Source organism: Streptomyces chartreusis NRRL 3882, from assembly GCF_900236475.1.
In the GTDB taxonomy this organism is placed as follows: Bacteria; Actinomycetota; Actinomycetes; order Streptomycetales; family Streptomycetaceae; genus Streptomyces; species Streptomyces chartreusis_D.
The window spans coordinates 3610467-3635859 of record NZ_LT963352.1; the positions used below are offsets into that span (position 1 = coordinate 3610467).

Below are 25393 nucleotides of genomic sequence, written 5' to 3' on the forward strand. Positions count from 1 at the left end.
AGGGTACGGGCGATACGGCCCGAAGGAGCCGTACCGCCCGAAAACCGAGAACCCGAAGGCGTCGCGTCAGACGCGGCGGCGCTTCGGCGGACGGCAGCCGTTGTGCGGGGTCGGGGTGACGTCCTGGATGGAGCCGACCTCGAGACCGGTCGCCTGGAGCGAACGGATGGCGGTCTCACGACCGGAACCCGGGCCCTTGACGAACACGTCGACCTTGCGCATGCCGTGCTCCTGGGCGCGGCGGGCAGCCGACTCGGCGGCCATCTGCGCGGCGAACGGCGTGGACTTCCGGGAGCCCTTGAAGCCGACGTGGCCGGCGGAGGCCCAGGAGATCACGTTGCCGGACGGGTCCGTGATCGAGACGATCGTGTTGTTGAACGTGCTCTTGATGTGCGCGTGGCCGTGAGCGACGTTCTTCTTTTCCTTGCGGCGCACCTTCTTGGCAGCGCCCTGACGACCCTTGGGGGGCATCTATAACTCCTACGGGAGGTGGTCGGTCCTGCAGCGAAGACCGCTGACGAGCGTCCGCTGAGGACTACTTCTTGCCCGGCTTCTTCTTGCCGGCGATGGCGCGACGCGGGCCCTTGCGGGTGCGGGCGTTGGTGCTGGTGCGCTGACCGCGGACGGGCAGACCGCGGCGGTGACGCAGACCCTGGTAGGTACCGATCTCGACCTTGCGGCGGATGTCGGCCTGGATCTCGCGACGGAGGTCACCCTCGGTCTTGATGTTGTTGTCGACGTACTCGCGGATCGCGACGAGCTGCTCCTCGGAGAGGTCGCGAACGCGGGTGTTCGGGTCGACGCCGGTGGCGGCCAGCGTCTGCTGCGAGAGGGTCCGGCCGATGCCGAACACGTAGGTGAGGGCGATCTCCACGCGCTTGTCGCGCGGGATGTCAACACCGGAAACGCGTGCCATTCAATGGCTCCAGTTACTTGTCGGAGGTCTTCCGCAGAACCGACTCCCAGCCGCCGTACCAGGTACGAACTGGGTCCCCGGCCTCCGAACCGGGGGTGTCAGGCCGACCGCGGCCAGCCTGGATCCTGCGTATGAACATATTCAGCTTGCGTCGCGCGAATCTCTGCGATGGATGCAGAGGGATCGGTCGTGCGTCAGCCCTGGCGCTGCTTGTGGCGCGGGTTATCGCAGATGACCATGACCCGGCCGTGACGGCGGATCACCCTGCACTTGTCGCAGATCTTCTTGACGCTCGGCTTGACCTTCATGGGTGTGAGGTTCTCCGGGTCAGTGCCGGCGGCCCCAGTCGCACACGGCGCCCGGGGCACAGGCAAGATCTACTTGTAGCGGTAGACGATCCGGCCACGCGTGAGGTCGTACGGAGACAGCTCCACCACGACCCGGTCGTCAGGGAGGATGCGGATGTAGTGCATACGCATCTTGCCGCTGATGTGTGCCAGGACCTGGTGGCCGTTCTGGAGCTCGACCTTGAACATGGCGTTCGGAAGAGACTCGACGACAGTGCCCTCGATCTCGATGGCACCTTGCTTCTTGGCCACGCTTCGCCCTTCGAATCGACTACCTTGATCGACTCAGTGCGGGCCGCATGCAGACATGCGGGTACACAAGAGCCGACGAGTCAGTCTACGACAGGGCCCTCAGAAACACGAATCGGGGAAGTCTGCCCCGCCGGAGACGGCTTTAAGCGCCCCGAGAGGGGCGCGGGGAACTGCGCGACAAGCCACAGCGCACCCGCAGCCGCCGACGTGCACGGCACCCCACCGCGGAATGCGCTCAGCCCAACGGATCCGGCGCGGCAACGATCCCCAGCTCGGCGAGCTTCGCCTTCCCCCCGTCGGGAGACGTCAGCACGAGCGGGCCCTCCTCGGTCAGCGCCACCGAGTGCTCCCAGTGCGACGACCACGTGCCGTCCGTGGTGACGACCGTCCAGTCGTCCTGGAGGACCTCGGTCTTCGGGGTGCCGAGGGAGACCATGGGCTCGATCGCGAGGCAGAAGCCGGGCACCAGCTTCGGGCCCTTGCCACGCCTCCGGTCGACGTAGTTCAGCAGGTGCGGGTCCATGTGCATCTCGGTGCCGATGCCGTGGCCGCCGTAGTCCTCGATGATCCCGTAGCGGCCGCCGCCGGGCTTCGGCTGGCGGCGGATGTACGTCTCGATCGCCCGGGAGACGTCGACCAGCCGGTTGCCGAGCTTCATGGCCGCGATACCGGCCCACATCGACTCCTCGGTCACCCGGGAGAGCTCGACGAGCTCCGGAGCGTGACCGGAGCCCACGAAGGCCGTGTACGCGGCGTCGCCGTGCCAGCCGTCGATGATCGCGCCGCAGTCGATGGAGATCACGTCCCCGTCCTTGAGGACGACGTCGTCGGACGGGATGCCGTGGACGACGACCTCGTTCACCGAGGTGCAGATGGTCGCGGGGAAGCCCCCGTACCCGAGGAAGTTCGGCTTGGCGTTGTGCTCGGCGAGCACCTTGCGGGCGACCTGGTCCAGATCCTTCGTCGTGGCCCCCGGCACGGCGGCTTCACGGGTCGCCGCGTGAATGGCGGCGACGACCAGCCCCGCCTCACGCATCTTGGCGATCTGCTCGGGGGTCTTGATCTGCACCATGGGGGCTACGGCCTTTCTGGACCTTCGGAGAGTGAGAACGCCTTCAACGATACGGGGCCGCGCGACAGACCCCGCCCACACAGCAGCCGCGGCTCCCCGGGGGGAACCGCGGCGGTAGCTGCGCACGAACGACTACTTGTCGTCCTCGCCACGCTTGAGCGCCTCCATGGCGCGCGTCGTGACGTCCTCCACCTTGCCGAGCGCGGAGATCGTGACCACCAGGCCCTGGGCCTTGTAGTAGTCGATGATCGGCTCGGTCTGCGTGTGGTAGACCTCCAGCCGCTTGCGGACGGTCTCCTCGGAGTCGTCGTCGCGCTGGTAGAGCTCGCCGCCGCAGACGTCGCAGACGCCCTCCTTGGCCGGCGGCTTGTACGTCACGTGGAAGACGTGCGCCGACTCGTTGCGGCAGACGCGGCGGCCGGCGATCCGCTTGACCACCTCGTCCTCGGGGACCTCCAGGTCCAGCACCGCGTCGAGCTGCATGTTCTCGGTCTCCAGCAGCTCGTCGAGCGCCTCGGCCTGGGAGACGTTGCGGGGGAAGCCGTCCAGCAGGAAGCCGTTCTCGGCGTCCGGCTGCTCCATGCGGTCCTTCGCCATCGCGATGGTGACCTCGTCGGGCACGAGATTGCCCGCGTCCATGTAGGACTTCGCCAGTTTGCCGAGTTCCGTCTGCTGGCTGATGTTGGCCCGGAACAGGTCGCCCGTGGAGATGTGCGGGATCGACAGGTTCTTGGCCAGGAACGCGGCCTGCGTTCCCTTACCGGCACCCGGCGGCCCGACGAGGACGATACGCATCAGCGGAGGAACCCTTCGTAATTGCGCTGCTGGAGCTGGCTCTCGATCTGCTTCACGGTCTCGAGACCGACACCCACGATGATCAGGATGCTGGTACCGCCGAACGGGAAGTTCTGGTTTGCCCCGAAACCAACCAACGCCATCGTCGGTACGAGAGCGATCAGACCCAGGTACAGCGAACCCGGCCAGGTGATCCGGTTGAGTACGTAGCTCAGGTACTCAGCGGTCGGTCGGCCAGCCCGGATGCCCGGGATGAAGCCACCATACTTCTTCATGTTGTCGGCGACTTCCTCGGGGTTGAAGGAGATCGCGACGTAGAAGAATGCGAAGAAAACGATCAGCAGGAAGTACGAAATGATGTAGTACGGGTGGTCGCCCTTGACGAAGTGTTGCTCGATCCAGGTTTTCCAGCCCGAGGTGCCTCCGGCGAACTGGGCGATCAGCGCCGGGATGTAGAGCAGCGACGAGGCGAAGATGACGGGAATCACACCCGCCTGGTTCACCTTCAGCGGGATGTACGTGGACGTACCGCCGTAGGAGCGGCGGCCGATCATGCGCTTGGCGTACTGAACCGGGATGCGGCGCTGGGCCTGCTCGACGAAGACGACCAGGCCGACCATGACGAGGCCGACCGCGATGACGGTGCCGAACTCGATCCAGCCGCCGGCCAGGGAGCCCTGCTCCTTGATGGCCCACAGGGCGGACGGGAAGGTGGCGGCGATCGAGATGAACATCAGGATCGACATGCCGTTGCCGATGCCGCGGTCGGTGATGAGCTCGCCGAGCCACATCACGAACGCCGTACCGGCGGTCATGGTGATGACCATGGTGATGGTGACGAAGATCGACTGGTCCGGGACGATCTGGCTGGCCACCGGGCAGCCCTGGAACAGAGCGCCGCTGCGGGCGGTGGCGACGAGGCCGGTGCCCTGAAGGATGGCGAGGGCCACCGTCAGGTAACGGGTGTACTGCGTGATCTTCGCCGTACCGGCCTGGCCCTCCTTCTTCAGGGCTTCCAGGCGCGGGATCACCACGGTCAGCAGCTGCAGAATGATGCTCGCCGTGATGTACGGCATGATGCCCAGCGCGAAGATCGTGATCTGGAGCAGCGCGCCGCCGCTGAACATGTTGACCAGACCGAACAGACCCTGGTTGGCCTGGGCGGCGTCGATACAGGTCTGGACGTTCCGGTAGTCGACTCCTGGGATCGGGATGTGCGTACCGACCCGGTAGACCACGATGATGCCGAGCGTGAAGAGCAGCTTCTTGCGCAGGTCGGGCGTCTTGAACGCCCGGGCGAACGCGGTGAGCACGGTGCCTCCTGCGACCCCCGCGCAACTGCGTCAAGGGTGACGGTCTTGAGGTTCGACGAATAAGTAACGGGCAACTGCCGCTCAGAGTGCCCGAAGTGAAGCACCCTGTGAAAGTGGGCAGTGCAGGCCACCTTACCGGCGAGACTGCCGCCCTAGGAACGACCGACCGGGGATACCCCATTTGTGGGGTATCCCCGGTCGGGATCGCTCAGGTCATCGAGACGCCTGTGGGATTCAGACGAGCTCGGTGACGGAACCGCCGGCGGCGGTGATCTTCTCCTTGGCGGAGCCGGAGACGGCGTCGACCGTCACCTGCAGCGCCACGGAGATCTCGCCCTGGCCGAGGACCTTGACGAGGCTGTTCTTGCGAACAGCACCCTTGGCCACCAGCGACTCGACGGTGACCTCGCCACCCTCGGGGTAGAGGGAGGCCAGCTTGTCGAGGTTCACGACCTGGTACTCGGTCTTGAAGGGGTTCTTGAAGCCCTTCAGCTTCGGGAGACGCATGTGGAGGGGCATCTGCCCACCCTCGAAGCGCTCCGGAACCTGGTAGCGGGCCTTGGTGCCCTTGGTACCACGACCGGCCGTCTTACCCTTCGACGCCTCACCACGACCGACACGGGTCTTGGCGGTCTTGGCGCCCGGGGCGGGACGGAGGTTGTGGATCTTGAGCGGGTTCTGCTCCGCCATGATCAGTCGACCTCCTCGACCGTCACGAGGTGGCGGACGGTGTGCACCATGCCGCGGAACTCGGGGCGGTCCTCCTTGACGACCTGCGTGTTGATGCCCTTGAGACCAAGGGAGCGCAGGGTGTCACGGTGGTTCTGCTTGCTGCCGATGTAGGACTTGACCTGCGTGATCTTGAGCTGCGCCATGATTACGCACCCGCCCCGGCACGCGCACGCAGGAGAGCCGCGGGGGCGACGTCCTCGAGGGGCAGACCACGGCGGGCCGCGATCTCCTCGGGACGCTGCAGGCCCTTCAGGGCCTCCACGGTGGCGTGCACGATGTTGATCGCGTTGTCGGAGCCGAGCGACTTCGACAGCACGTCGTGGATACCGGCGCACTCGAGCACGGCACGCACCGGACCACCGGCGATAACACCGGTACCGGGCGACGCGGGCTTGAGCAGGACGACGCCGGCAGCCTTCTCACCCTGGATGGGGTGCGGGATGGTGCCCTGGATCCGGGGGACCTTGAAGAAGTGCTTCTTGGCCTCCTCAACGCCCTTGGCGATGGCGGCCGGCACCTCCTTGGCCTTGCCGTATCCGACACCCACGGTGCCGTCACCGTCGCCCACCACGACCAGCGCGGTGAAGCTGAAGCGACGACCACCCTTCACAACCTTGGCGACGCGGTTGATCGCGACAACGCGCTCAACGTACGCGGTCTTCTCGGCGGCAGCTGCGCCGCCGTCACGGCCCTTCCGGTCCCGCCGCTCGCCGCCACCGGCACCGCCACCGCGGCGCTGGGGTCCAGCCATTGGAATTACCTCTCTCTGTCTCCGCTAGCTACGGAACCAGGACTCAGAACTTGAGTCCGGCCTCGCGGGCGGCGTCCGCCAGGGCGGCGATGCGCCCCGCGTACTGGTTACCACCACGGTCGAACACGACGGCCTCGACACCGGCGGCCTTGGCACGCTCGGCGACCAGGGCGCCGACCTGCTTGGCCTGCGCGGACTTGTCGCCCTCGCCACCGCGGATCGAGCTGTCCAGGGTGGACGCCGATGCCAGGGTGTGGCCCTTCAGGTCGTCGATCACCTGCGCCACGATGTGGCGGTTGGAGCGGGTCACGACCAGACGGGGACGCTCCGCCGTACCGTTGATCCGCTTGCGGATCCGGATGTGACGGCGCTTGATCGCGGCGCGCTTGTAGGCGTCGCCCTTCAGGATCTTCTGCCCGTATGCCATGGCTTACTTACCCGCCTTTCCGACCTTGCGGCGGATGACTTCGCCCTCGTACTTGACGCCCTTGGCCTTGTACGGGTCGGGCCTGCGCAGCTTGCGGATGTTGGCCGCAACCTCGCCGACCTTCTGCTTGTCGATGCCCTCGACCGAGAAACGGGTCGGGGACTCCACCTTGAAGGTGATGCCCTCGGGGGCCTCGACCAGGATCGGGTGGCTGTAGCCGAGGGAGAACTCCAGGTTGGAGCCCTTCGCCACGACGCGGTAACCGACACCGCTGATTTCGAGCTTCTTGACGTATCCCTGGGTCACACCGGTGATCATGTTCGCCACCAGCGTGCGGGACAGGCCGTGCAGGGCCTTGCTCTGCCGCTCGTCGTTGGGCCGGAGCACCTGAAGGGTGCCGTCCTCGGCCTTGGCGATGTCGATCGGCGCGATGACGGTGTGGGTCAGTTCGCCCTTGGGGCCCTTGACCGCGACCGTACGGCCGTCGATGGTGACGTCCACGCCGGCGGGAACCGGGATGGGGAGCTTGCCGATACGCGACATTGTGTCTCTCCTCCGTTCCCGAACTACCAGACGTAGGCGAGGACTTCCCCACCCACGCCCTTCTTCTGCGCCTGCTTGTCGGTCAGGAGACCGTGGGACGTGGAGATGATGGCCACGCCCAGGCCGCCCAGCACCTTCGGCAGGTTGGTGGACTTCGCGTACACCCGGAGACCGGGCTTGGAGATCCGCTTGATGCCCGCGATGGAGCGCTCACGGTTGGGGCCGAACTTCAGCTCCAGGACGAGGTTCTTGCCGACCTCGGCGTCCTCGACCTTCCAGCCCGTGATGAAGCCCTCCTGCTGGAGGATCTCCGCGATGTGCGACTTGATCTTCGAGTGCGGCATCGCCACGGAGTCGTGGTACGCCGAGTTCGCGTTCCGCAGACGCGTCAGCATGTCTGCGATCGGATCAGTCATGGTCATGAATTGGCCTTCGGCCTCTCTCGCCGGGGTTTCCTGGTGCGCCATCCCTCTCCCCGATCCGAGACGGGACGGGTGCGGCGCGGTGGACCTACGGCGTAGTAAGTCGTAAGGGCGGCGGCAGACGCCCAACCCCACAAGCCTAAGGCATGTGAGCTGGACGTCCGGCCGCCCCAGATGCTTACCGAGAGCCCTGCTAATCCCTTATCGGGGGATTACCAGGAGCTCTTGGTCACGCCCGGCAGCTCGCCACGGTGAGCCATCTCACGAAGGCACACGCGGCACAGGCCGAACTTGCGGTACACGGAGTGCGGGCGGCCGCAGCGCTGGCAGCGGGTGTAGCCACGCACACCGAACTTGGGCTTGCGAGCAGCCTTGGCAATCAGAGCCTTCTTCGCCATCTCGCTCACGCCTCCTTGAAGGGGAAGCCGAGGTGACGAAGGAGCGCGCGGCCCTCAGCGTCGTTGGTCGCCGTGGTGACCACGGTGATGTCCATACCCCGGACGCGGTCGATCTTGTCCTGGTCGATCTCGTGGAACATGACCTGCTCCGTGAGACCGAAGGTGTAGTTGCCACGGCCGTCGAACTGCTTGGGGGACAGGCCGCGGAAGTCGCGGATGCGCGGCAGCGCGAGCGACAGGGTGCGGTCCAGGAACTCCCACATGCGGTCGCCACGGAGCGTGACGTGGGCACCGATCGGCTGGCCCTCACGCAGCTTGAACTGCGCGATGGACTTGCGGGCCTTGGTGACGGCCGGCTTCTGACCGGTGATCGTGGTGAGGTCGCGGATGGCGCCCTCGATCAGCTTGGAGTCGCGGGCGGCGTCGCCCACACCCATGTTGACCACGATCTTGACGAGACCGGGGATCTGCATGACGTTCTCGTACTTGAACTCGTCACGCAGCTTGCCCGTGATCTCCTCACGGTACTTCTGCTTCAGTCGCGGAGTGGTGGTGGTCGTCATCAGATGTCCTCACCCGTCCGCTTGGCAACGCGGATCTTGTTGCCTTCGTCGTCGAAGCGGTAACCGACGCGGGTCACGACCTTCTTGCCGTCCTTCTCCACGACCAGCTGGACGTTGGAGACGTGGATCGGCGCCTCGGTGGTGACGATGCCGCCGGCCTGCGAACCGCGAGCCGTCGGACCGGCCTTGGTGTGCTTCTTGACCCGGTTGACACCCTCGACCAGGACACGGTCCTCGCGGGGGAAGGCCGCGATGACCTTGCCCTGCTTGCCCTTGTCCTTACCGGTGATGACCTGGACCAGGTCGCCCTTCTTGATCTTCATGCTCACAGCACCTCCGGCGCGAGGGAGATGATCTTCATGAACTTCTTCTCGCGCAGCTCACGGCCGACCGGGCCGAAGATACGGGTGCCACGAGGGTCGCCGTCGTTCTTGAGAATGACAGCGGCGTTCTCGTCGAAGCGGATGTACGAGCCGTCCGGACGGCGGCGCTCCTTGACGGTGCGAACGATGACCGCCTTGACGACGTCACCCTTCTTCACGTTGCCACCGGGGATCGCGTCCTTGACGGTGGCGACGATGACGTCACCGATACCCGCGTAGCGGCGACCGGAGCCGCCGAGCACACGGATGCAGAGGATCTCCTTCGCACCCGTGTTGTCGGCGACACGCAGTCGCGACTCCTGCTGGATCACGTCTATCTCCTGGTTGTCTGCCGGTTCCCTCCGGGGGTTGAGCCGGAGAGCCTGGCGGAACTGTCCTGCGGGGGTTGCCCCGAAGGAATTACTTAGGCCTCTGCAGGCGACAACCTCCGCCGGGGGCCGCTCGGCCGCGGCCGAGGCCGGCGGCGAGCCGCCGGCCCGGGGGCCGGGGGCTGGGCCCCCGGCGGAGGCAGCGGGGGGCGGACCCCCGCTTGGTTACTTCGCCTTCTCGAGGATCTCCACGACGCGCCAGCGCTTCGTCGCCGAGAGCGGGCGGGTCTCCATCAGGAGAACCCGGTCGCCGACGCCGGCGGCGTTCTGCTCGTCGTGCGCCTTGAGCTTGTTCGTACGGCGGATGACCTTGCCGTACAGCGCGTGCTTGACGCGGTCCTCGACGGCGACGACGACGGTCTTGTCCATCTTGTCGCTGACGACCAGACCCTCACGGGTCTTGCGGAATCCGCGGTCCGTCTTGGTCTCTTCAGTCACGTTGCTCTCGCTCATCAGGCGCTCTCCACCGTCTCGATGCCCAGCTCGCGCTCACGCATCAGGGTGTAGATCCGCGCGATGTCCTTGCGGACGGCCTTGAGCCGACCGTGGTTCTCGAGCTGGCCCGTCGCCGCCTGGAAGCGGAGGTTGAACAGCTCTTCCTTGGCCTCGCGGAGCTTGTTGAGCAGCTCCTCGTTGCCCAGCTCGCGCAGCTCGGACGCCTTGGTACCGGCCGACATCACGCTTCACCTGCCTCGCGCTTGACGATCTTGCACTTCATCGGCAGCTTGTGAGCCGCACGGGTCAGGGCCTCGCGCGCGATCTTCTCGTTGGGGTACGACAGCTCGAACATCACGCGTCCGGGCTTGACGTTGGCCACCCACCACTCCGGGGAGCCCTTACCGGAACCCATGCGGGTCTCGGCCGGCTTCTTGGTGAGGGGGCGGTCCGGGTAGATGTTGATCCAGACCTTGCCACCACGCTTGATGTGACGCGTCATGGCGATACGAGCGGCCTCGATCTGACGGTTCGTCACGTACGCCGGGGTCAGCGCCTGGATGCCGTACTCGCCGAACGCAACCTGCGTGCCACCCTTGGACATGCCGTTGCGCTTGGGGTGGTGCTGCTTGCGGTGCTTGACCCTACGGGGGATCAGCATGTCGGTCAGGCCTCCGTTCCGGTGCTCTCAGCCGGAGCGGCGGCAGCGGGAGCCTCGGCCTTGGGGGCCTCGGCGCCGGCAGCCTGCTGCGGCTTGCGACCGCGCCGCTCGCCACCGCGGCCACCACGGGCCGGGCGGTCGGCACCGCCGCGGGCCGGGCGGTTACCCGCACGGGCAGCGGCGTTCTCGGCGCGGACCTCGGCGATGTTCTTGACGTCGCCCTTGTAGATCCAGACCTTCACACCGATGCGGCCGAAGGTCGTCTTGGCCTCGAAGAAGCCGTAGTCCACGTTCGCGCGGAGCGTGTGCAGGGGCACACGGCCCTCGCGGTAGAACTCCGAGCGGGACATCTCGGCGCCACCGAGGCGGCCACCGCACTGGATCTTGATGCCCTTGGCGCCGGCCTTCATGGCGGACTGCATGCTCTTGCGCATGGCCCGACGGAAGGAGACGCGGGAGGAGAGCTGCTCGGCGACGGCCTGGGCAACCAGCTGAGCGTCGGTCTCGGGGTTCTTGACCTCGAGGATGTTCAGCTGGACCTGCTTGCCGGTGAGCTTCTCGAGGTCACCGCGGATGCGGTCGGCCTCGGCGCCGCGGCGGCCGATGACGATGCCCGGACGCGCGGTGTGGATGTCCACACGCACACGGTCACGGGTGCGCTCGATCTCGACCTTGGAGATGCCGGCGCGCTCCATGCCGGACGTCATCATCCGACGGATGGCGACGTCTTCCTTGACGTAGTCCTTGTACAGCTTGTCGGCGTACCAGCGCGACTTGAAGTCGGTCGTAACGCCGAGCCGGAACCCGTGCGGGTTTACCTTCTGGCCCATTACCGGGTTCCTTCCTTGCTGCTGACGACCACGGTGATGTGGCTGGTCCGCTTGCGGATCCGGTAGGCACGGCCCTGGGCGCGCGGACGGAACCGCTTCAGGGTCGGGCCCTCGTCGACGTAGGCCTCGGAGATGTAGAGGCTGTCGACATCGGTGTGGTCGTAGTTGTGCGCGGCGTTGGCGATGGCGCTGTCCAGCACCTTGCCGACCGGCACGCTCGCGGCCTGCGGGGCGAAACGCAGGACCGCCTGAGCCTCCGTGGCGTTCAGGCCACGGATGAGGTCCACCACGCGGCGGGCCTTCATGGGCGTGACGCGGATGTACCGCGCCTGGGCCCTGGCTTCCATGGTTGTCCTTCCAGTGTCTGTCATGGTCATTCCACCCCGCCTTAGCGGCGCTTCGACTTCCGGTCGTCCTTGACGTGACCCCGGAAGGTGCGCGTCGGCGAGAACTCGCCGAGCTTGTGGCCGACCATCGACTCGGTGACAAACACCGGAATGTGGGTCTTGCCGTTGTGCACCGCGATCGTGTGGCCGAGCATGGCCGGGACGATCATCGAGCGGCGGGACCAGGTCTTGATGACGTTCTTGGTGCCGGCTTCGTTCTGGGCGTCCACCTTCTTGATCAGGTGGTCGTCGACGAAGGGCCCCTTCTTGAGACTGCGCGGCATCTAAACCCGCTCCTAGCGCTTCTTGTTCGTCTTGCGGCGGCGGACGATGTACTTGTTCGACGCCTTCTTGGGCGAACGAGTACGGCCTTCCTTCTTGCCCCACGGGGACACCGGGTGGCGACCACCGGAGGTACGGCCCTCACCACCACCGTGCGGGTGGTCAACCGGGTTCATGACCACACCACGCACGGTCGGGCGGACGCCCAGCCAGCGCTTGCGACCGGCCTTGCCCCAGTTGATGTTGCTCTGCTCGGCGTTGCCGACCTCGCCGACAGTGGCGCGGCAGCGGACGTCGACCAGGCGGATCTCACCGGACGGCATGCGGAGGTGGGCCATGGAGCCCTCCTTCGCGAGCAGCTGCACCGAGGCGCCGGCGGAGCGGGCGAACTTCGCGCCACCGCCCGGACGCAGCTCGATGGCGTGCAGCGTGGTACCGACCGGGATGTTGCGCAGGGCCAGGTTGTTGCCCGGCTTGATGTCGGCCCCGGGACCGTTCTCGACGCGGTCGCCCTGCGACAGGCCACGCGGCGCGAGGATGTAGCGCTTCTCGCCGTCCGCGTAGTGCAGCAGCGCGATGCGCGCGGTGCGGTTGGGGTCGTACTCGATGTGCGCGACCTTCGCCGGCACGCCGTCCTTGTCGTGACGACGGAAGTCGATCACGCGGTAGGCGCGCTTGTGGCCACCACCCTGGTGGCGGACGGTCACACGACCGGAGTTGTTACGGCCACCCTTGCTGTGCAGGGGGCGGACCAACGACTTCTCCGGCGTGGACCGCGTGACCTCGACGAAGTCGGCGACGCTGGAGCCGCGACGGCCCGGCGTAGTCGGCTTGTACTTGCGGATTCCCATTTCTCAGTCCTCGTCCGATATCGGACGATCCGGACCGCCCTCAGGCGGTCGGACCGCCGAAGATGTCGATACGGTCGCCCTCGGCGAGGGTCACGATCGCGCGCTTGGTGGACGCACGCTGGCCGAAGCCGGTGCGGGTCCGCTTGCGCTTGCCCTGGCGGTTGATCGTGTTGACCCCGGTGACCTTGACCGAGAAGACCGCCTGGACGGCCTGCTTGATCTGGGTCTTGTTGGCGCTCGGGTCGACGATGAACGTGTACTTGCCCTCGTCGAGGAGCGCGTAGCTCTTCTCCGAGACGACCGGCTTGAGCAGCACGTCACGGGGGTCCGTGAAGGACTTGCTCAGCGGGGTCTCGACCGTGTTCTTGCCCTCGGCGGCGTGGCGGCGCGCCTTGGCGACGCGAGCGGCCTTGGCCTTCTTCGCCGCCTTGGAGGCGATTGCGGGGTGACGGATAGCCATCAGACCTCGCTCCCTTCGGTGTCATTGGCCTTCGGGCCGGACACGAAGGACTCGAAGGCAGCCTTGGTGAAGACCACGTCGTCCGAGACGAGAACGTCGTACGTGTTCAGCTGGCCCGGCTCCAGGATGTGGACCTGGGGCAGGTTGCGGGCGGACAGCCACGCGGCCTCGTCGGAGCGGTCGACGACCAGGAGCAGGTTCTTCCGCTCGCTGATCTTGCCGAACAGGCTCTTGGCGGCCTTGGTGGAGGGGGTCTCGCCCTCGACCACGCCGGAGACGACGTGGATGCGGTTGTGACGGGCCCGGTCGGTGAGGGCGTGACGCAGCGCGGCAGCCTTCATCTTCTTGGGCGTCCGCTGCGAGTAGTCACGCGGCACGGGACCGTGCACGACGCCACCACCGGCGAACTGCGGCGCGCGGGTCGAACCCTGACGGGCGCGACCGGTGCCCTTCTGGCGGTACGGCTTCTTGCCACCGCCGCGGACCTCGCCACGGGTCTTGGTCTTGTGCGTGCCCTGACGGGCAGCGGCCAGCTGCGCGACGACGACCTGGTGGATCAGCGGAATGCTGACCTTCTCGACGTCGAAGATCTCCGCGGGGAGCTCGACGGAACCGGCCTTGTCGCCCGCCGGCGAAAGGATGTCAACAGTGCTCATTACCTCAGGCCCCCTTGGCCGCGGTGCGGACCAGGACGAGGCCGCCGTTCGGACCGGGAACCGCGCCCTTGATGAGCAGCAGACCCTTCTCCGCGTCAACGGCGTGGACGGTCAGGTTCTGGGTGGTGACCCGCTCGTTGCCCATGCGACCCGCCATGCGGAGGCCCTTGAACACACGGCCCGGGGTGGCGCAGCCACCGATGGAACCGGGAGAGCGGTGCTTGCGCTGGGTGCCGTGTCCGGCGCCGAGGCCACGGAAGTTGTGGCGCTTCATGACACCGGCGAAGCCCTTGCCCTTGCTCTTGCCGGTCACGTCGACCTTCACGCCGGCCTCGAACACCTCAGCGGTGATCTCCTGGCCCAGCGTGTACTCGGAGGCGTCCGCGGTGCGGATCTCGACGAGGTGGCGACGGGGGGTGACGTCGGCCTTGGCGAAGTGGCCCTTGAGGGGCTTGTTCACCTTGCGCGGGTCGATCTCGCCGAAAGCGATCTGGACGGACTCGTAGCCGTCGACATCGTTCGTACGGACCTGGGTGACGACGTTGGGGCCGGCCTTGACGACGGTGACCGGGACGACGCGGTTGTTCGCGTCCCACACCTGCGTCATGCCGAGCTTCTCGCCCAGGATGCCCTTGATCTGCTTAGCCATCTCTCAGATCACCGGCCTCAGAGCTTGATCTCGATGTCGACACCGGCCGGGAGGTCGAGTCGCATCAGAGAGTCAACGGTCTTGGGGGTGGGGTCGAGGATGTCGATCAGGCGCTTGTGCGTGCGCATCTCGAAGTGCTCGCGCGAGTCCTTGTACTTGTGCGGCGACTTGATGACGCAGTACACGTTCTTCTCAGTGGGCAGCGGCACCGGGCCCGCGACCGACGCACCAGTGCGAGTCACCGTCTCGACGATCTTCTTCGCCGAGCTGTCGATGACCTCGTGGTCGTAGGCCTTGAGCCGGATGCGGATCTTCTGTCCCGCCATGGCTACTCAGTAGTCCTGTCTCTCGTAACGCTCTGGAACCCGGTGGTTCCCTACTCTTCGTTCTCCGACCCACGCGGTCGGGCGTGTCGCGCTCCCGCTGACACAGATGTCCCTTGTTCGAACATCCCTGCGGGATTGCACACGGCCCTTCCGGAACCGCGAGCCGGGGGCGGAAGGCCCACCGGGTGCCTGGCCGGTGCCGCACTAACGCTTCCCGAAAGATTCCCGTACTTCCGTCCCAGCGCTGCCGTGTGGCAGTTAGGACGACGAGTACTGTGGGACTCGCTTCCGGTCCCCCCGGCGGGAGGCGCGCAGCATCAACACTCGACCGAGCAACTCGGACAGTCTGCCATACAGGGCATGGGGGACGCCAATCGAGCCGGAGAGAATACCCCGGGGGTGACGTAGGTCAAACCGGGGCGGCCGTGGGTGCGCCGAAGGACGCCAGAAAGTCGTTCACGACACTCCTGGAGAACGGATCAGCGTCCGGATCCTTGGGGGTGACGACGCTGACCGCGTAGTACTCGGGGTGTCGAGGGCGTAGCCGTGCTCCTCCCAGAAATCCTCCATCTCCTGGCCGGAGCTGAACGTGACGATGCCCGAGAGGCCGTCGTCCTCCGGTTCGGGCAACCGCCAGTCGGCCGGGACGCCGGGGCGGGAGCGGTTCCCCGTACAGGAACATCCCTGGCCAACGCTGCTGCCCGAGCCGCACGAAACGGCGCATGCCCTCGGGGAACGACACGTCCACGACGGAGTCGGTCGAGTATCCGGTGAGATCCATGGGACTTCCTCGCGCTGGTGTGGGGAGCCTGTGGCGCAGCGCACTATCACTTCCCCAACCCGATGTCGGTCCGTGAGGTCGCGCACGCCGCTCTCCCGCCCTCTCCTACCAGCCGCCGATCAATAGGAAGCCGTCGGCTGGATCCTGCTAGTGAGCTTCTGCAAGGCTTCATCGGGTGAGGGGGCCAGCAGCCAGACGCTGTCCATGCCGGCGTAGACCGAGCCGTCCTCTGCCATGGCCACGTGCTGGTTCCCGCGGTCGCGCATGCCGATCGGGTACAGGTCGACGCCCGCCTGCTCGGCGAGGTCGTCGATGATTTCCGCGTCCCACAACGCAAGCAGCGGATCCAGCGAGAACTCCATCCATGGCATCGAGTCCCACGGCTCGCGGTAGGACACCCCAACGGCGCCGAACTCGGACAGAAAGCGCCGTGCCGCGTCGTGGATCTCGAACTCGCCGGTCTGCAGAAGGATGCTCTCCCAGGTCTCCGTGGGAACCGATCGGCCCGGGAACCAGCCGCCGGCCCGCAGCACCCGGTCCGTCTCCTCGGACCAGCGCGGTCCGGCGTCCGGGCCGGTCTCCACGGTGTGAAGTCGCCTCCAGAAGGGGTGCTCGGCGGCTGGAACGCCGGGCGTCCAGAGGGCAGACCGGGCCCCCTGCGCCTCGACCAGGCGGGCCAGCGCCCGGTCAGTGGTCGGGGCAAGCAGTTCCACACGGTCCCCCCTCACGAGGTGAAGGGCTCCGGCCTCGGTGATGCCCAGGAAGCTGGCGCCCTCGTCCGCCGTGCCCACGGGGTAGAGGAGCGCTCCCGCTTCCCGGCCGGCCCTCGCGAACTGTTCGTCCTGCCACTGGGCGCGGAGGGGATCGAACCGGATGGCGGACGAACGGGTGATCGAATCTGCAGGCCAGCCGTAGGTCACCAGCCCGCCGAATTCGGAGAGAAACCGGCGTGCGGCGTCGTGGGCCACGAAGGCCCCGCGCTCGTTCAGGACCGACTCCCAGGTGACGGTCGGCACCGAGCGCCCGGGGCGCCAGCCCGCGCGGCGTAGTACGTCTTCAGTCTGCGGGGACCAGTCCCGCGTGTAGCCGTCGCTCACTTACAACACCGTCCGAACGCCTAGTTCTTCGAGAACATGCCGGCAGGACGGGCAGGCCGGTTTGGGTTGGCCGTGAACCGGATTGCCCGGCGCGCGTACCTCCACTGCCGCCATCACCCCGCCTCGGGGGTCGACCCCCGCCCTCATGGCGTGCGACAGGGCCTCTGCCTCGCCGCACTTCGAGTGCGCACCACCGACCTGTTCCCTGATGTGGTCCGGGACCCGATCATAAGCAGCCTGCACATCGGGCAGGAGGCCGTCGGTGCCCTCACCGGCGACGCAACGGTCCTGGTCGTCGTAAGTGAAGCGGTACCAGTAGCCGTTGCGATCCGTCCATGAGGTGATGCGGGAGTGGTCGTCGTACGTGAGCTTCAGAGGGAGACCGCTTGAGTCACGGATCTCGGTAAGATCGCCTTCGGGGCTGTAGTCGAAGCGCCTGAGCAGCGTGCTCTGGGAGTCGCCTCCAGATCGCGCAGCCGCAGAGCGGTGACTCGCCCGTTCTCCGTGTCCACGTGAACGTGTCGGCCTCCGGAGTCCCGCACGGCGACCGGCGTGCCGTCGGCGCTGCGGTCGATGTCGATTCGATAGCCATTGCGGTCGGTCAGGGCGACGAGGAAGAGAGAGAACGCCTCGTCGTTCGGAGCCGGTCGCTGCGGGGCAGCGAAGTGACGGGTGACTGCGGTGAGCGGATCCGTGATGCTGATCGGCGCCCCGGGGTCGCCGTCCCAGTGCATCGGCCGACGTGGCCCTTCCTGCGGCATCACCGAAGCGCCGGGCTGGGGGACCGGATAGAGGAGGATCATCCCGTCCTCAGTGGCATAAGCGGCGCCTTGGTCGTCCAGCTCCAGACGTTCGTCGAAGGTCGAAGCCCAGGACGGGCCGAAGGAACGCCCAGCCCGGTAGGACGACAGGTGGGTACGCCGCAGGGCCAAGGGAAGCAACCCAGGCAGCTCCACATCGGTCTCGGCCATGTACATCTCGCCGGAGACCATGTCGATCGGGTCGCCGTTCAGGCACCGTCCCTTACCTGGCTTGGCGCTGGCTACGGCGTCATCGGCTTCTCTGCGGAGCCCCTGCTTCCCAAGCCCCTTCGCCATGGCTTTGAGTCCGCCCTTGCCCAGGGTCCTCATGCCCTTGGCGAGACCGCCGAGCGTGGTCAGGCCCTTCATGCCGGGTATGCAGTCCAGCGCGGCGAACCCGACATCCCATAGGGACGCCTGCCCCTTGGAGTATTTGTAGAGCGTGTCGGCGAGCACGACCGCCGCCGCGATCAGGACGATCGCGCCCAGGATCGGACCACCGATGATCATCGCGACGATCCCGAGGACCGTCACGACGACCTTGCAGACCGCGACGATCGAGTCCCAGTTGTCCGTGAACCAGTCGCCGACCTCCTCCCACCACGACCGGTTCTGGATACCCGCGTCCGAGGCCTCGTCGATCTTCGACTTCGCCTCCCAGGCCGCCTCCTCACGCATCTTGCGCGCGTCCTCGGCCATCTTCTTCGCCGCAGCCAGCGCGTCCTGCGCGTCGGACACGTCCGACTGGGCCTTCGACTGGGCCGACTTGGCGTGCTGCACATCCCGGGAGGCGGCGCGGACCTTGGCCTCGTCCGGTTTGTCCGCGTCCGACTTCCTGCCGGTCGGGTCGTCCTTGTACTTGTCCGCCTCCTTGGTCGCCCGCGTCATCCACGAGTCGGCCGAGGTGAGACGGGACTGGGCCGAGGAGAGGTTGTCCCGCGCCTCACGGCCCTTCACGAACTCCGTACTCCCAGTCTTACCGCCCGGCAGTGCCGAACCGGTCGGGGGCTGTCCCCACCGCCGTCCACCAGCCCACCGGATGGCCGGTCCCCCGCTCCCCCGGTCACCGTAGTGCCCCACGACCACGAAAACGGGGACCCATCATGCGTACCGTCACAGCCACCGCCCTCACTCTGACCCTCGCCGCAGCTGCGGCAACACCCGCCGCCGCCAACCCCCACGTGTCGAGCACCGATGGCCTCTGGCGCATGGACGGCTACGGCATCGTCCTCTCCCTCGACGGCGACACCTTCCAGGAGTTCCAGACGACATCCGTCAGCTGCCTCAAGGGCGACACCGCCCGGCGCACCGGCCCGGGCACGTACACGAACGCCTTCGGCACCGTCCTGACCGTCCGCCCCGGCCCGAACAAGAACCGTGCCTCCCTCGGCGCGGACAGCTCCGTCGGCCACCGCACCCTGCGGCGGATCCACGCCCTCCCCGCCGACTGCACCCGCCCCACCCCCAAGGATCCCCGCACCGCCTTCGACGTCTTCTGGCACTCCTTCGCCGAGAACTACCCCTTCTTCGCCGCGAAGGGCATCGACTGGCAGGCCACCCGCGACCGCTACCGCCCGAAGGTCGACCAGGACACCACCCGCGAGGAACTCTTCGCCCTCCTCAGCGACATGGTCCGCCCCCTCTACGACGCCCACGTCGCCGTCCAGGACGGAGACCGCGTCTTCGCCCAGGTCCGTCCCGGCACCGAACTGCCCACGGAGGCGATGGACACCAAGGTCAAGAAGTTCATCGGCGAACGCGACCTCAAGGGCGCCCCGTACCGCCAGGACTTCGCCAACGGCCGCATCACCTACGCCGACCTGCCCGGCAGCGCCCACCAGGGATACCTCCGCATCTCCGGCATGGCCGGCTACCTCCCCGAGGACGCCCCCTACGCCGCCCACCTCGCCGAACTCGACAAGGCCCTGGACACGATCCTCACCGAGGACCGCACCCAGCGCCTCAAAGGCCTGATCATCGACCTGCGCATCAACGGCGGCGGCTCCGACGCCCTCGGCATCCACATCGCCGAGCGCCTCACGGACAAGCCCTACGTCGCCTACGCCAAGCGCGCCCGCAACCACCCCACCGACCCGGCCCGGCACACCCGCCCCGAGCCCATCCGGGTCGTCCCGGCCGACGGGCCCCGCTACACCGGCCCCATCGCCGTACTGACCGGAGGCTCCACCATCAGCGCGGGCGAGACCTTCACCCAGGCCCTCATCAACCGCCCTGGCGGCACCATCCGCATCGGTCAGCCCACCCAGGGCGTCTTCTCCGACGTCATGGAACGCAAGCTGCCGGGCGGCATGGCCGCCATCCTCCCGAACGAGGAGTTCCTCAACCGCTCCGGCCACACCTACGACGGCACGGGCATCCCGCCCCACCTGACCGAACCCGTCTTCACCAAGGAGGAGTTCGCCAAGAAGCGGGACTCGGCGTTCGACCGCGCGGTGAGTGTCCTTCGGAACGACGGCTAGTGCCGTGCGTCCTCATCCGCACGGCGGAGACGGTCCGCCGTAGCGGACGACGCGTGGCCGCCATGTCCGAGGCCAGCATGTACGTCATGACGACAGCGACCGCCCCTCTCCCCACCTCCGCACCTGCGCCCGTCTGGGCTCGCCGCGCCGCCCACGCCATCGCTCTGTGCGCCGTCCCGTCCGGCCTGTGGCGCATCGCCATGGCATCCGGTGTCTACGTGGGCTACAGCGACCAAGTGCTGCGCGATGTCTTCGACATCCCGGGCTGGGGCATCGCATACGTCGTCGGCCTCTCCGTCCTCACTGAGCTGGCCGCTCTGCTTCCCCTGCTGCTCGTCAGCGACCGGTGGAGGCCACTGCACCCCAGGGTCCTCACCCCACTGGCCTGGACCGTCTCGGGCGTCCTGGTTCTGGTGGCGCTGTGGCAACTCGTGGTCGCTTTCACCGTCGAGAGCCAGACGTACATGTCGAGCGGTACGGCCCAGACCGTCTGGGCGTTCACTTTCGCCCCGCTGTTCGCCATCCCGGCCCTGATGACCGCGGTGACCTGGTCGTACGCCCAGCGGCACCGGGTCCGGGCCACCGGGTGAGCGGCACTAGACGGACGCCACGAACTCCGCCCAGGCCTCCGGCGCGAGCGCGAGCCGGGGGCCTGCGGCCTGCTTTGAGTCCCGGACGTGCACAGTGCGGGGCACTATCGCGATCTCGACGCAGGAGTTGCCGTCCGTGCCGCTGCTGTAGCTGCTCTTGAACCAAGTCAGGTCGGGGGTGTCCCCGGCAGAAGCGTTGCGGATCATGTTTCTCCCAGCACTTGCTCGATGAAGACCAGCGACTCCCGCGGTGGGAGTGCCTGCGCTCGGATGGTGCCATACCGCAGCTCAAGGATGCGGAGCTGCTTCGGATCGGTGGTCGGCCGCCCGCTGAACGCACCATCGGAACGCCCCACCGCCGAACCGTCCGGGAACTTCAGCAGCTCGATCTTGCCGTCCACCCCTGGGTGAGCATCGGTGTTCGTCGGCATGATCTGAAGTGTGACGCTGCGCAACCGCCCTACCTCCAGCAGGTGTTCGAGCTGCTGTCGCCACACCATTGTGCCCCCGACCCGTCGGCGCAGCACCGCCTCCTCCAGGACGTAGTGCACCGACGGGGCCGGATCGCGTTCGAAGACCGCCTGCCGGGCCATTCGGGCGGCCACCATCCGTTCCACATCGTCCGGTGAATACGGGGGCTGGGCCGCCTCGAACAAGGCACGCGCGTGCTCCGGCGTCTGCAACAGCCCATGGACGCTGTTGCACTCATACACCCCGATCTCGACAGCCAGCCCCTCCAGCTTGGCCAGCTCCCGCACCCTCTTGGGATACCGAACCCTCTTCACGTCCTCCCACGTCGCCGCAATCAGCCCACCCGCCCCCAACACCTCATCCGCCCTGACCAGATAGTCCTGCCGAGGAATCCGCTTCCCGCCCTCGATCTTGTAGACCATGTCCTCGCCGTACCCGACCGCCGTCCCGAACTCGGCGGCCCGCATCCCCACCGCCTCCCGCCGCAGCTTCAGCTGCCGCCCCACCGTGGCGATGACCGCGACACCCCACTCGTCGTCCGGATCCACCTCCCAACCCGGCTCGTCCGCCTCACCCTTGAGCCGACCCGCGTCCGCCTCGACCGCCGTCATCCCGCACCCTTCCGTCGTACGACCGTGCCCAGCGCCCTACCCGTACGCCCGGCCCCGACAGCCTGGACATCACCGGACAAGCTCCGGACAGTTACCGTACGCACCCGCTGAGTCACTGTTCACAGTAAGCACGGACCACCACGCTGAGTGACGTGACGCAGAAATCCCCCGAACTCGCCACCCCCATCCGCAACTTCAGTCTTCAGCTGTCCCCCACTCCCCGCGGAGCTCGCCTCGCCCGCCTCCTGGCCACCGAGCAACTCCGTTCCTGGGGGCTGCCGTCGGACCCGGCGGAGCAAATCGTCGCGGAGCTGGCGACCAACGCGGCGACCCACGGCCGCGTCCCCGGCCGCGACTTCCGCCTGCTCCTCTACGTCGTGGCCGACACCCTCCGCATCGAAGTGACGGACACCCTCGACGACCGGCTGCCGACACCCCAACCCCCCACCCCGGAGTCCGAGTCCGGACGCGGCCTGCTCCTCGTCGACGCGCTCGCCGACCGCTGGGGCGTCACCCCGGGCCTGCCACCACGCAAGACCGTCTGGGCCGAACTCACCCTCTGACCCGAAGCACCGGGACCCAACACCTCGCGCCCCGGTGCCGCAGGCGGTCTCCCTCAAGGACCACGAGGAGGAAAGAACCCCACCAAACCCCACCCCTCCCGCCCAGGCCGCCGCCTCACTCACGCGAGTGAACATCGCCAACTCAGCTGGATTCGGGAGCCCTTGCCTGCCCTACGCTCAGCGCAACCAACCGCAGACATGCGACGGCCCTCGCCGGGACTGGCATCCCAGTGCGAGGGCCTGACCACCGAGGAAGGCTCCAACTTCCTGATGGATACGCAGAACCCTAACGTGCCCTCGCACGCCCACACCCCCGTAACCGAGAAGAAGCACCCGAACCGGCGGCACCCCCGAGCCGGCCTGGTTCACGACAACACCCGCCACACCGCCCGCCTCACGGTGATCGGCAACCACCTCGCCCAGCACCCGGGGCTGTCACTGCTCGCGATCGGGCTCGGCACGCACATCCAGTCACTCCCAGCGGGCGCCCGAGTCGACATCAAGACCCTCGCCGCCCGCTTCCCGGAGGGCACGACCCGTATCGCCGCCGCCCTGCGCGAGCTGGAGGCCCACGGCTATCTGCGGCGCGTGCGCGAACGCGTCCCCGGCGGCCGGATCATCACCCGCACGATCTCCTGCAACCAGCCAGGTCACAGCCGTACGGACGCCCCTCGCCCGGCCCCGGGGAAGCGGACGATGCCGCCCGGCAGCAAGCCCCTCCCGGCCGTACCGCACCCGGCCTACCCGGCACCCGCCCTCCTCCAACAGGCCACGGACCTCCTCGCAGGCCTCCACCGCGAGGACAGCCGCCTCCTCCTCTCCACCCGCGACGTCGCCCACCTCTCCCCCGGTGTCGCCGCCTGGCTCGAACGCGACGTCTCCGCAACCGCCGTACGCCACGCCCTGACCAGCGACCTCCCACCCGAGGCGCTGCGCCGCCCGGCCGCCCTCCTGGCCCACCGCCTCACAGCCCAACTACCGCCCCCGCCCCCGTTCCGCACACCCGCGCCACCGCCGGCCACCCGGCACCCGCTTCAGACCTGCGACGGCTGCGACCGAGCCTTCCGCGCGCCGGCCCCCGGCCACTGCCGCGATTGCCGATCAAGTCTTCTGGAGGCCGCTTAGCATGAGAGCGACGATCCTTGCCCCTGGGCACAGACGAGGAGCGAGCGCCATGACCACCGCCTCGGAGAACGAGCAGCAGGGCGCCTCCCACCGGTATCGGGCCATGCGGGACTTCGTTCAGTCCATGGACGACTCCCTGCCCGGCAAGTTCGAGGTCAGCAAGGAAGGAATCGTCCACGACATGATGGCGCCCGTGGGTCCGCACGAGCTGACCACCCTGCACCTGCGGAGACGCCTCGAAAAGGTGATGCCGGAGGAGATCGTGGCTCACACGGGCGAACCCGATGTGGAGGACGAGTCCGAGGGCATCATGCGCCGCCCCGACGTGATGGTGATCGCCCTGGAGGACATGGACGTCCCGGGTTCCTTCGACCCGCGCACACTCGTCGCCGCCATCGAAGTCGTCTCCCGCTCCAACCCGGACAACGACTGGGTCACCAAGATGCGCGACTACCCCCTCATCGGTATCCCCGTCTACGCCGTCTTCGACCCCCGCACCGGCACGGGCGCCGTCCTCACCGACATCCACCCCACACCGCACGGTCCGCGCTACGCGACCCGCAAAGACTTCGTCTACGGCGAAGACGTGACCATCGCCGACTGGACGATCGCGACAGACGGCCTGCCCCTGTACCGGGACAGCGCCGCCCCACAGGAGTGATCCGGCACCCCGGGCACGGCAAAGGGGCCCGCACGACCGAAGTCGTGCGGGCCCCTCCGAGCCACTCAGGTCAGTGGACCCTCAAGCCAGTCCGAAGACTCACTTGTTGATCTTGGTGACCTGGCCGGCGCCCACGGTCCGGCCACCCTCACGGATGGCGAACTTCAGGCCCTCTTCCATGGCGACGGGCTGGATGAGCTCCACCTTCATCTCGGTGTTGTCACCCGGCATGACCATCTCGGTGCCCTCGGGGAGGGTCACCACGCCGGTCACGTCCGTCGTACGGAAGTAGAACTGCGGGCGGTAGTTGTTGAAGAACGGCGTGTGGCGGCCACCCTCGTCCTTGGACAGGATGTAGGCCTGCGCCTCGAACTCGGTGTGCGGGGTGACCGAGCCCGGCTTGATGATGACCTGGCCGCGCTCGACGTCCTCGCGCTTGATGCCACGGAGGAGCAGACCGACGTTCTCACCGGCCTGGCCCTCGTCGAGCAGCTTGCGGAACATCTCGATGCCGGTGACCGTGGTGGTGGTCTTCTCCGGCTTGATGCCGATGATGTCCACGGTCTCGTTGACCTTCAGGACACCGCGCTCGATACGGCCGGTGACGACCGTACCGCGACCGGTGATCGTGAAGACGTCCTCGATCGGCATGAGGAACGGCTTGTCGACGTCGCGCTCCGGCTCCGGAATGGCGGTGTCGACGGCGTTCATGAGCTCGAGGACGGAGTTGCCCCACTCCTTGTCGCCCTCGAGCGCCTTCAGAGCGGAGACCTTGACGACGGGAACGTCGTCGCCCGGGAACTCGTACTCGGTGAGGAGCTCACGGACCTCGAGCTCGACGAGCTCCAGGATCTCCTCGTCGTCCACCATGTCGGCCTTGTTCAGGGCGACGACGATGTACGGAACGCCGACCTGGCGGGCCAGGAGCACGTGCTCCTTGGTCTGCGGCATCGGGCCGTCGGTGGCGGCGACCACGAGGATGGCGCCGTCCATCTGCGCCGCACCCGTGATCATGTTCTTGATGTAGTCCGCGTGACCGGGGCAGTCGACGTGGGCGTAGTGACGCGTCTCGGTCTGGTACTCGACGTGCGCGATGGAGATGGTGATACCGCGCTGGCGCTCCTCAGGAGCCTTGTCGATCTGGTCGAAGGCCGAGGCCTCGTTCAGGTCCGGGTACGCGTCGTGCAGCACCTTGGTAATGGCGGCCGTGAGGGTCGTCTTACCGTGGTCGATGTGACCGATGGTGCCGATGTTGACGTGCGGCTTAGTCCGCTCGAACTTCGCCTTCGCCACTGGGGTCCTCCTGTGGAGTGGTTCTGGTACGCCTTACTCATCGGCGCCAGGTGATCTTTGCTGGAAAGCCCGGGCCCCGGGGCATTCTCACCACGATTGCGGC

39 protein-coding genes are annotated in these 25393 nt (G+C 67.3%); 5 read left to right on the forward strand and 34 right to left on the reverse strand.

The features are described from left to right. Positions 1-66 precede the first annotated feature (66 nt). The 31 genes from rpsK to SCNRRL3882_RS16155 all read right to left on the reverse strand — a co-directional run bounded on the left by rpsK (position 67) and on the right by SCNRRL3882_RS16155 (position 18453). Positions 67-471, reverse strand: coding sequence for a 30S ribosomal protein S11 (rpsK, locus tag SCNRRL3882_RS16005; RefSeq protein WP_003956432.1), 405 nt, complete (start codon positions 469-471; stop codon positions 67-69). 64 nt (positions 472-535) lie between these two features. After that, entirely contained in the window at positions 536-916 is a 381-nt protein-coding gene (rpsM, locus tag SCNRRL3882_RS16010) for a 30S ribosomal protein S13 (RefSeq protein ID WP_010036675.1), read from the reverse strand. 194 nt (positions 917-1110) lie between these two features. Then, positions 1111-1224 (reverse strand): 50S ribosomal protein L36, encoded by a 114-nt coding sequence (rpmJ, locus tag SCNRRL3882_RS16015; RefSeq protein WP_003974245.1) that lies wholly within the window; start codon positions 1222-1224, stop codon positions 1111-1113. Between the two features lie 69 nt (positions 1225-1293). Next, positions 1294-1515, reverse strand: a complete 222-nt coding sequence (infA, locus tag SCNRRL3882_RS16020) for a translation initiation factor IF-1 (RefSeq protein ID WP_003948620.1) — start codon at positions 1513-1515, stop codon at positions 1294-1296. A gap of 235 nt (positions 1516-1750) precedes the next feature. Next, positions 1751-2587: a type I methionyl aminopeptidase gene (gene map / locus SCNRRL3882_RS16025; RefSeq protein ID WP_010036691.1), complete on the reverse strand. Its 837-nt coding sequence runs from the start codon at positions 2585-2587 to the stop codon at positions 1751-1753. A 132-nt stretch (positions 2588-2719) separates the two neighbouring features. Then, a complete protein-coding gene (locus SCNRRL3882_RS16030; protein WP_010036693.1) occupies positions 2720-3382 on the reverse strand; it encodes an adenylate kinase in 663 nt (220 codons plus the stop codon). Then, a complete protein-coding gene (secY, locus tag SCNRRL3882_RS16035; RefSeq protein ID WP_010036695.1) occupies positions 3382-4695 on the reverse strand; it encodes a preprotein translocase subunit SecY in 1314 nt (437 codons plus the stop codon). The genes SCNRRL3882_RS16030 and secY overlap by 1 nt, the downstream gene beginning before the upstream one ends. 234 nt (positions 4696-4929) lie before the next feature. After that, positions 4930-5385 carry a 50S ribosomal protein L15 gene (gene rplO, locus SCNRRL3882_RS16040; RefSeq protein WP_010036696.1) on the reverse strand — a complete coding sequence of 152 codons (456 nt, stop codon included), beginning with the start codon at positions 5383-5385 and terminating at the stop codon, positions 4930-4932. A gap of 2 nt (positions 5386-5387) precedes the next feature. After that, positions 5388-5570, reverse strand: a complete 183-nt coding sequence (gene rpmD / locus SCNRRL3882_RS16045; protein WP_003974250.1) for a 50S ribosomal protein L30 — start codon at positions 5568-5570, stop codon at positions 5388-5390. A 2-nt stretch (positions 5571-5572) separates the two neighbouring features. Then, positions 5573-6178 (reverse strand): 30S ribosomal protein S5, encoded by a 606-nt coding sequence (rpsE, locus tag SCNRRL3882_RS16050; RefSeq protein WP_009190144.1) that lies wholly within the window; start codon positions 6176-6178, stop codon positions 5573-5575. Positions 6179-6221: 43 nt separating this feature from the next. Beyond that, the gene (gene rplR / locus SCNRRL3882_RS16055; protein ID WP_010036704.1) at positions 6222-6605 is read right to left on the reverse strand and encodes a 50S ribosomal protein L18; all 384 of its coding nucleotides are present in this window, start codon (positions 6603-6605) and stop codon (positions 6222-6224) included. A 3-nt stretch (positions 6606-6608) separates the two neighbouring features. Beyond that, positions 6609-7148 (reverse strand): 50S ribosomal protein L6, encoded by a 540-nt coding sequence (gene rplF, locus SCNRRL3882_RS16060; protein WP_010036705.1) that lies wholly within the window; start codon positions 7146-7148, stop codon positions 6609-6611. Positions 7149-7171: 23 nt separating this feature from the next. After that, the gene (gene rpsH / locus SCNRRL3882_RS16065) at positions 7172-7570 is read right to left on the reverse strand and encodes a 30S ribosomal protein S8 (RefSeq protein ID WP_003992367.1); all 399 of its coding nucleotides are present in this window, start codon (positions 7568-7570) and stop codon (positions 7172-7174) included. A gap of 212 nt (positions 7571-7782) precedes the next feature. After that, entirely contained in the window at positions 7783-7968 is a 186-nt protein-coding gene (locus tag SCNRRL3882_RS16075) for a type Z 30S ribosomal protein S14 (protein WP_003948630.1), read from the reverse strand. A gap of 5 nt (positions 7969-7973) precedes the next feature. Continuing rightward, positions 7974-8531, reverse strand: coding sequence for a 50S ribosomal protein L5 (gene rplE / locus SCNRRL3882_RS16080; RefSeq protein ID WP_010036711.1), 558 nt, complete (start codon positions 8529-8531; stop codon positions 7974-7976). Continuing rightward, the gene (gene rplX / locus SCNRRL3882_RS16085; RefSeq protein ID WP_010036713.1) at positions 8531-8854 is read right to left on the reverse strand and encodes a 50S ribosomal protein L24; all 324 of its coding nucleotides are present in this window, start codon (positions 8852-8854) and stop codon (positions 8531-8533) included. The genes rplE and rplX overlap by 1 nt, the downstream gene beginning before the upstream one ends. A 2-nt stretch (positions 8855-8856) precedes the next feature. After that, entirely contained in the window at positions 8857-9225 is a 369-nt protein-coding gene (gene rplN / locus SCNRRL3882_RS16090) for a 50S ribosomal protein L14 (RefSeq protein ID WP_003998823.1), read from the reverse strand. 222 nt (positions 9226-9447) lie between these two features. After that, the gene (rpsQ, locus tag SCNRRL3882_RS16095) at positions 9448-9735 is read right to left on the reverse strand and encodes a 30S ribosomal protein S17 (RefSeq protein ID WP_010036717.1); all 288 of its coding nucleotides are present in this window, start codon (positions 9733-9735) and stop codon (positions 9448-9450) included. Next, positions 9735-9959 carry a 50S ribosomal protein L29 gene (rpmC, locus tag SCNRRL3882_RS16100; RefSeq protein ID WP_010036720.1) on the reverse strand — a complete coding sequence of 75 codons (225 nt, stop codon included), beginning with the start codon at positions 9957-9959 and terminating at the stop codon, positions 9735-9737. The genes rpsQ and rpmC overlap by 1 nt, the downstream gene beginning before the upstream one ends. Beyond that, positions 9959-10378, reverse strand: a complete 420-nt coding sequence (gene rplP / locus SCNRRL3882_RS16105; protein ID WP_004984526.1) for a 50S ribosomal protein L16 — start codon at positions 10376-10378, stop codon at positions 9959-9961. Before rplP ends, rpmC begins: the two co-directional genes overlap by 1 nt. Before the next feature lie 5 nt (positions 10379-10383). Continuing rightward, positions 10384-11208 carry a 30S ribosomal protein S3 gene (rpsC, locus tag SCNRRL3882_RS16110; protein ID WP_010036723.1) on the reverse strand — a complete coding sequence of 275 codons (825 nt, stop codon included), beginning with the start codon at positions 11206-11208 and terminating at the stop codon, positions 10384-10386. Beyond that, positions 11208-11555 carry a 50S ribosomal protein L22 gene (rplV, locus tag SCNRRL3882_RS16115; RefSeq protein ID WP_010036727.1) on the reverse strand — a complete coding sequence of 116 codons (348 nt, stop codon included), beginning with the start codon at positions 11553-11555 and terminating at the stop codon, positions 11208-11210. Before rplV ends, rpsC begins: the two co-directional genes overlap by 1 nt. A 41-nt stretch (positions 11556-11596) precedes the next feature. After that, on the reverse strand, positions 11597-11878 hold the full coding sequence (gene rpsS, locus SCNRRL3882_RS16120) for a 30S ribosomal protein S19 (protein ID WP_010036728.1): 282 nt from the start codon (positions 11876-11878) through the stop codon (positions 11597-11599). Positions 11879-11890: 12 nt separating this feature from the next. Continuing rightward, positions 11891-12727 carry a 50S ribosomal protein L2 gene (gene rplB, locus SCNRRL3882_RS16125; protein WP_010036731.1) on the reverse strand — a complete coding sequence of 279 codons (837 nt, stop codon included), beginning with the start codon at positions 12725-12727 and terminating at the stop codon, positions 11891-11893. Positions 12728-12767: 40 nt separating this feature from the next. Then, positions 12768-13187, reverse strand: coding sequence for a 50S ribosomal protein L23 (gene rplW / locus SCNRRL3882_RS16130; RefSeq protein ID WP_010036733.1), 420 nt, complete (start codon positions 13185-13187; stop codon positions 12768-12770). Beyond that, positions 13187-13843: a 50S ribosomal protein L4 gene (gene rplD / locus SCNRRL3882_RS16135; protein ID WP_010036738.1), complete on the reverse strand. Its 657-nt coding sequence runs from the start codon at positions 13841-13843 to the stop codon at positions 13187-13189. Before rplD ends, rplW begins: the two co-directional genes overlap by 1 nt. Before the next feature lie 4 nt (positions 13844-13847). Continuing rightward, positions 13848-14492: a 50S ribosomal protein L3 gene (rplC, locus tag SCNRRL3882_RS16140; protein ID WP_010036739.1), complete on the reverse strand. Its 645-nt coding sequence runs from the start codon at positions 14490-14492 to the stop codon at positions 13848-13850. 17 nt (positions 14493-14509) lie between these two features. Next, positions 14510-14818 carry a 30S ribosomal protein S10 gene (gene rpsJ / locus SCNRRL3882_RS16145; protein WP_003948644.1) on the reverse strand — a complete coding sequence of 103 codons (309 nt, stop codon included), beginning with the start codon at positions 14816-14818 and terminating at the stop codon, positions 14510-14512. A gap of 900 nt (positions 14819-15718) precedes the next feature. Continuing rightward, positions 15719-16696, reverse strand: a complete 978-nt coding sequence (locus SCNRRL3882_RS16150) for an SUKH-3 domain-containing protein (protein ID WP_010036744.1) — start codon at positions 16694-16696, stop codon at positions 15719-15721. Continuing rightward, positions 16697-16939 carry a YwqJ-related putative deaminase gene (locus tag SCNRRL3882_RS42600; RefSeq protein ID WP_418952369.1) on the reverse strand — a complete coding sequence of 81 codons (243 nt, stop codon included), beginning with the start codon at positions 16937-16939 and terminating at the stop codon, positions 16697-16699. A 128-nt stretch (positions 16940-17067) separates the two neighbouring features. After that, entirely contained in the window at positions 17068-18453 is a 1386-nt protein-coding gene (locus tag SCNRRL3882_RS16155; protein ID WP_010036746.1) for a DUF6531 domain-containing protein, read from the reverse strand. A 146-nt stretch (positions 18454-18599) separates the two neighbouring features. Here SCNRRL3882_RS16155 and SCNRRL3882_RS16160 point away from each other — a divergent pair, with 146 nt between their 5' ends. Both SCNRRL3882_RS16160 and SCNRRL3882_RS16165 read left to right on the forward strand, forming a co-directional pair. Beyond that, complete coding sequence (locus tag SCNRRL3882_RS16160) at positions 18600-19976, forward strand: S41 family peptidase (RefSeq protein ID WP_029180955.1); 1377 nt, start codon at positions 18600-18602, stop codon at positions 19974-19976. A gap of 77 nt (positions 19977-20053) precedes the next feature. Next, positions 20054-20566: a hypothetical protein gene (locus SCNRRL3882_RS16165; protein ID WP_029180956.1), complete on the forward strand. Its 513-nt coding sequence runs from the start codon at positions 20054-20056 to the stop codon at positions 20564-20566. A gap of 6 nt (positions 20567-20572) precedes the next feature. Here SCNRRL3882_RS16165 and SCNRRL3882_RS16170 read toward each other — a convergent pair whose 3' ends face one another. Together SCNRRL3882_RS16170 and SCNRRL3882_RS16175 are read right to left on the reverse strand one after the other, a co-directional pair. After that, entirely contained in the window at positions 20573-20773 is a 201-nt protein-coding gene (locus SCNRRL3882_RS16170; protein ID WP_010036749.1) for a DUF397 domain-containing protein, read from the reverse strand. Next, complete coding sequence (locus SCNRRL3882_RS16175; protein WP_102514808.1) at positions 20770-21648, reverse strand: helix-turn-helix domain-containing protein; 879 nt, start codon at positions 21646-21648, stop codon at positions 20770-20772. The genes SCNRRL3882_RS16170 and SCNRRL3882_RS16175 overlap by 4 nt, the downstream gene beginning before the upstream one ends. Before the next feature lie 152 nt (positions 21649-21800). On the opposite strand from SCNRRL3882_RS16175, the gene SCNRRL3882_RS16180 reads away from it, so the two are divergent. From SCNRRL3882_RS16180 to SCNRRL3882_RS16190, 3 genes are all read left to right on the forward strand, one after another. Next, entirely contained in the window at positions 21801-22211 is a 411-nt protein-coding gene (locus tag SCNRRL3882_RS16180; RefSeq protein ID WP_010036754.1) for an ATP-binding protein, read from the forward strand. A 270-nt stretch (positions 22212-22481) separates the two neighbouring features. Beyond that, the gene (locus tag SCNRRL3882_RS16185; RefSeq protein WP_029180957.1) at positions 22482-23336 is read left to right on the forward strand and encodes a hypothetical protein; all 855 of its coding nucleotides are present in this window, start codon (positions 22482-22484) and stop codon (positions 23334-23336) included. Between the two features lie 49 nt (positions 23337-23385). After that, positions 23386-23997, forward strand: coding sequence for a Uma2 family endonuclease (locus tag SCNRRL3882_RS16190; RefSeq protein ID WP_010036757.1), 612 nt, complete (start codon positions 23386-23388; stop codon positions 23995-23997). A gap of 99 nt (positions 23998-24096) precedes the next feature. Here the strand turns inward: SCNRRL3882_RS16190 and tuf are convergent, their stop codons facing one another. Beyond that, positions 24097-25290 carry an elongation factor Tu gene (tuf, locus tag SCNRRL3882_RS16195; protein ID WP_010036758.1) on the reverse strand — a complete coding sequence of 398 codons (1194 nt, stop codon included), beginning with the start codon at positions 25288-25290 and terminating at the stop codon, positions 24097-24099. Positions 25291-25393: the final 103 nt, after the last annotated feature.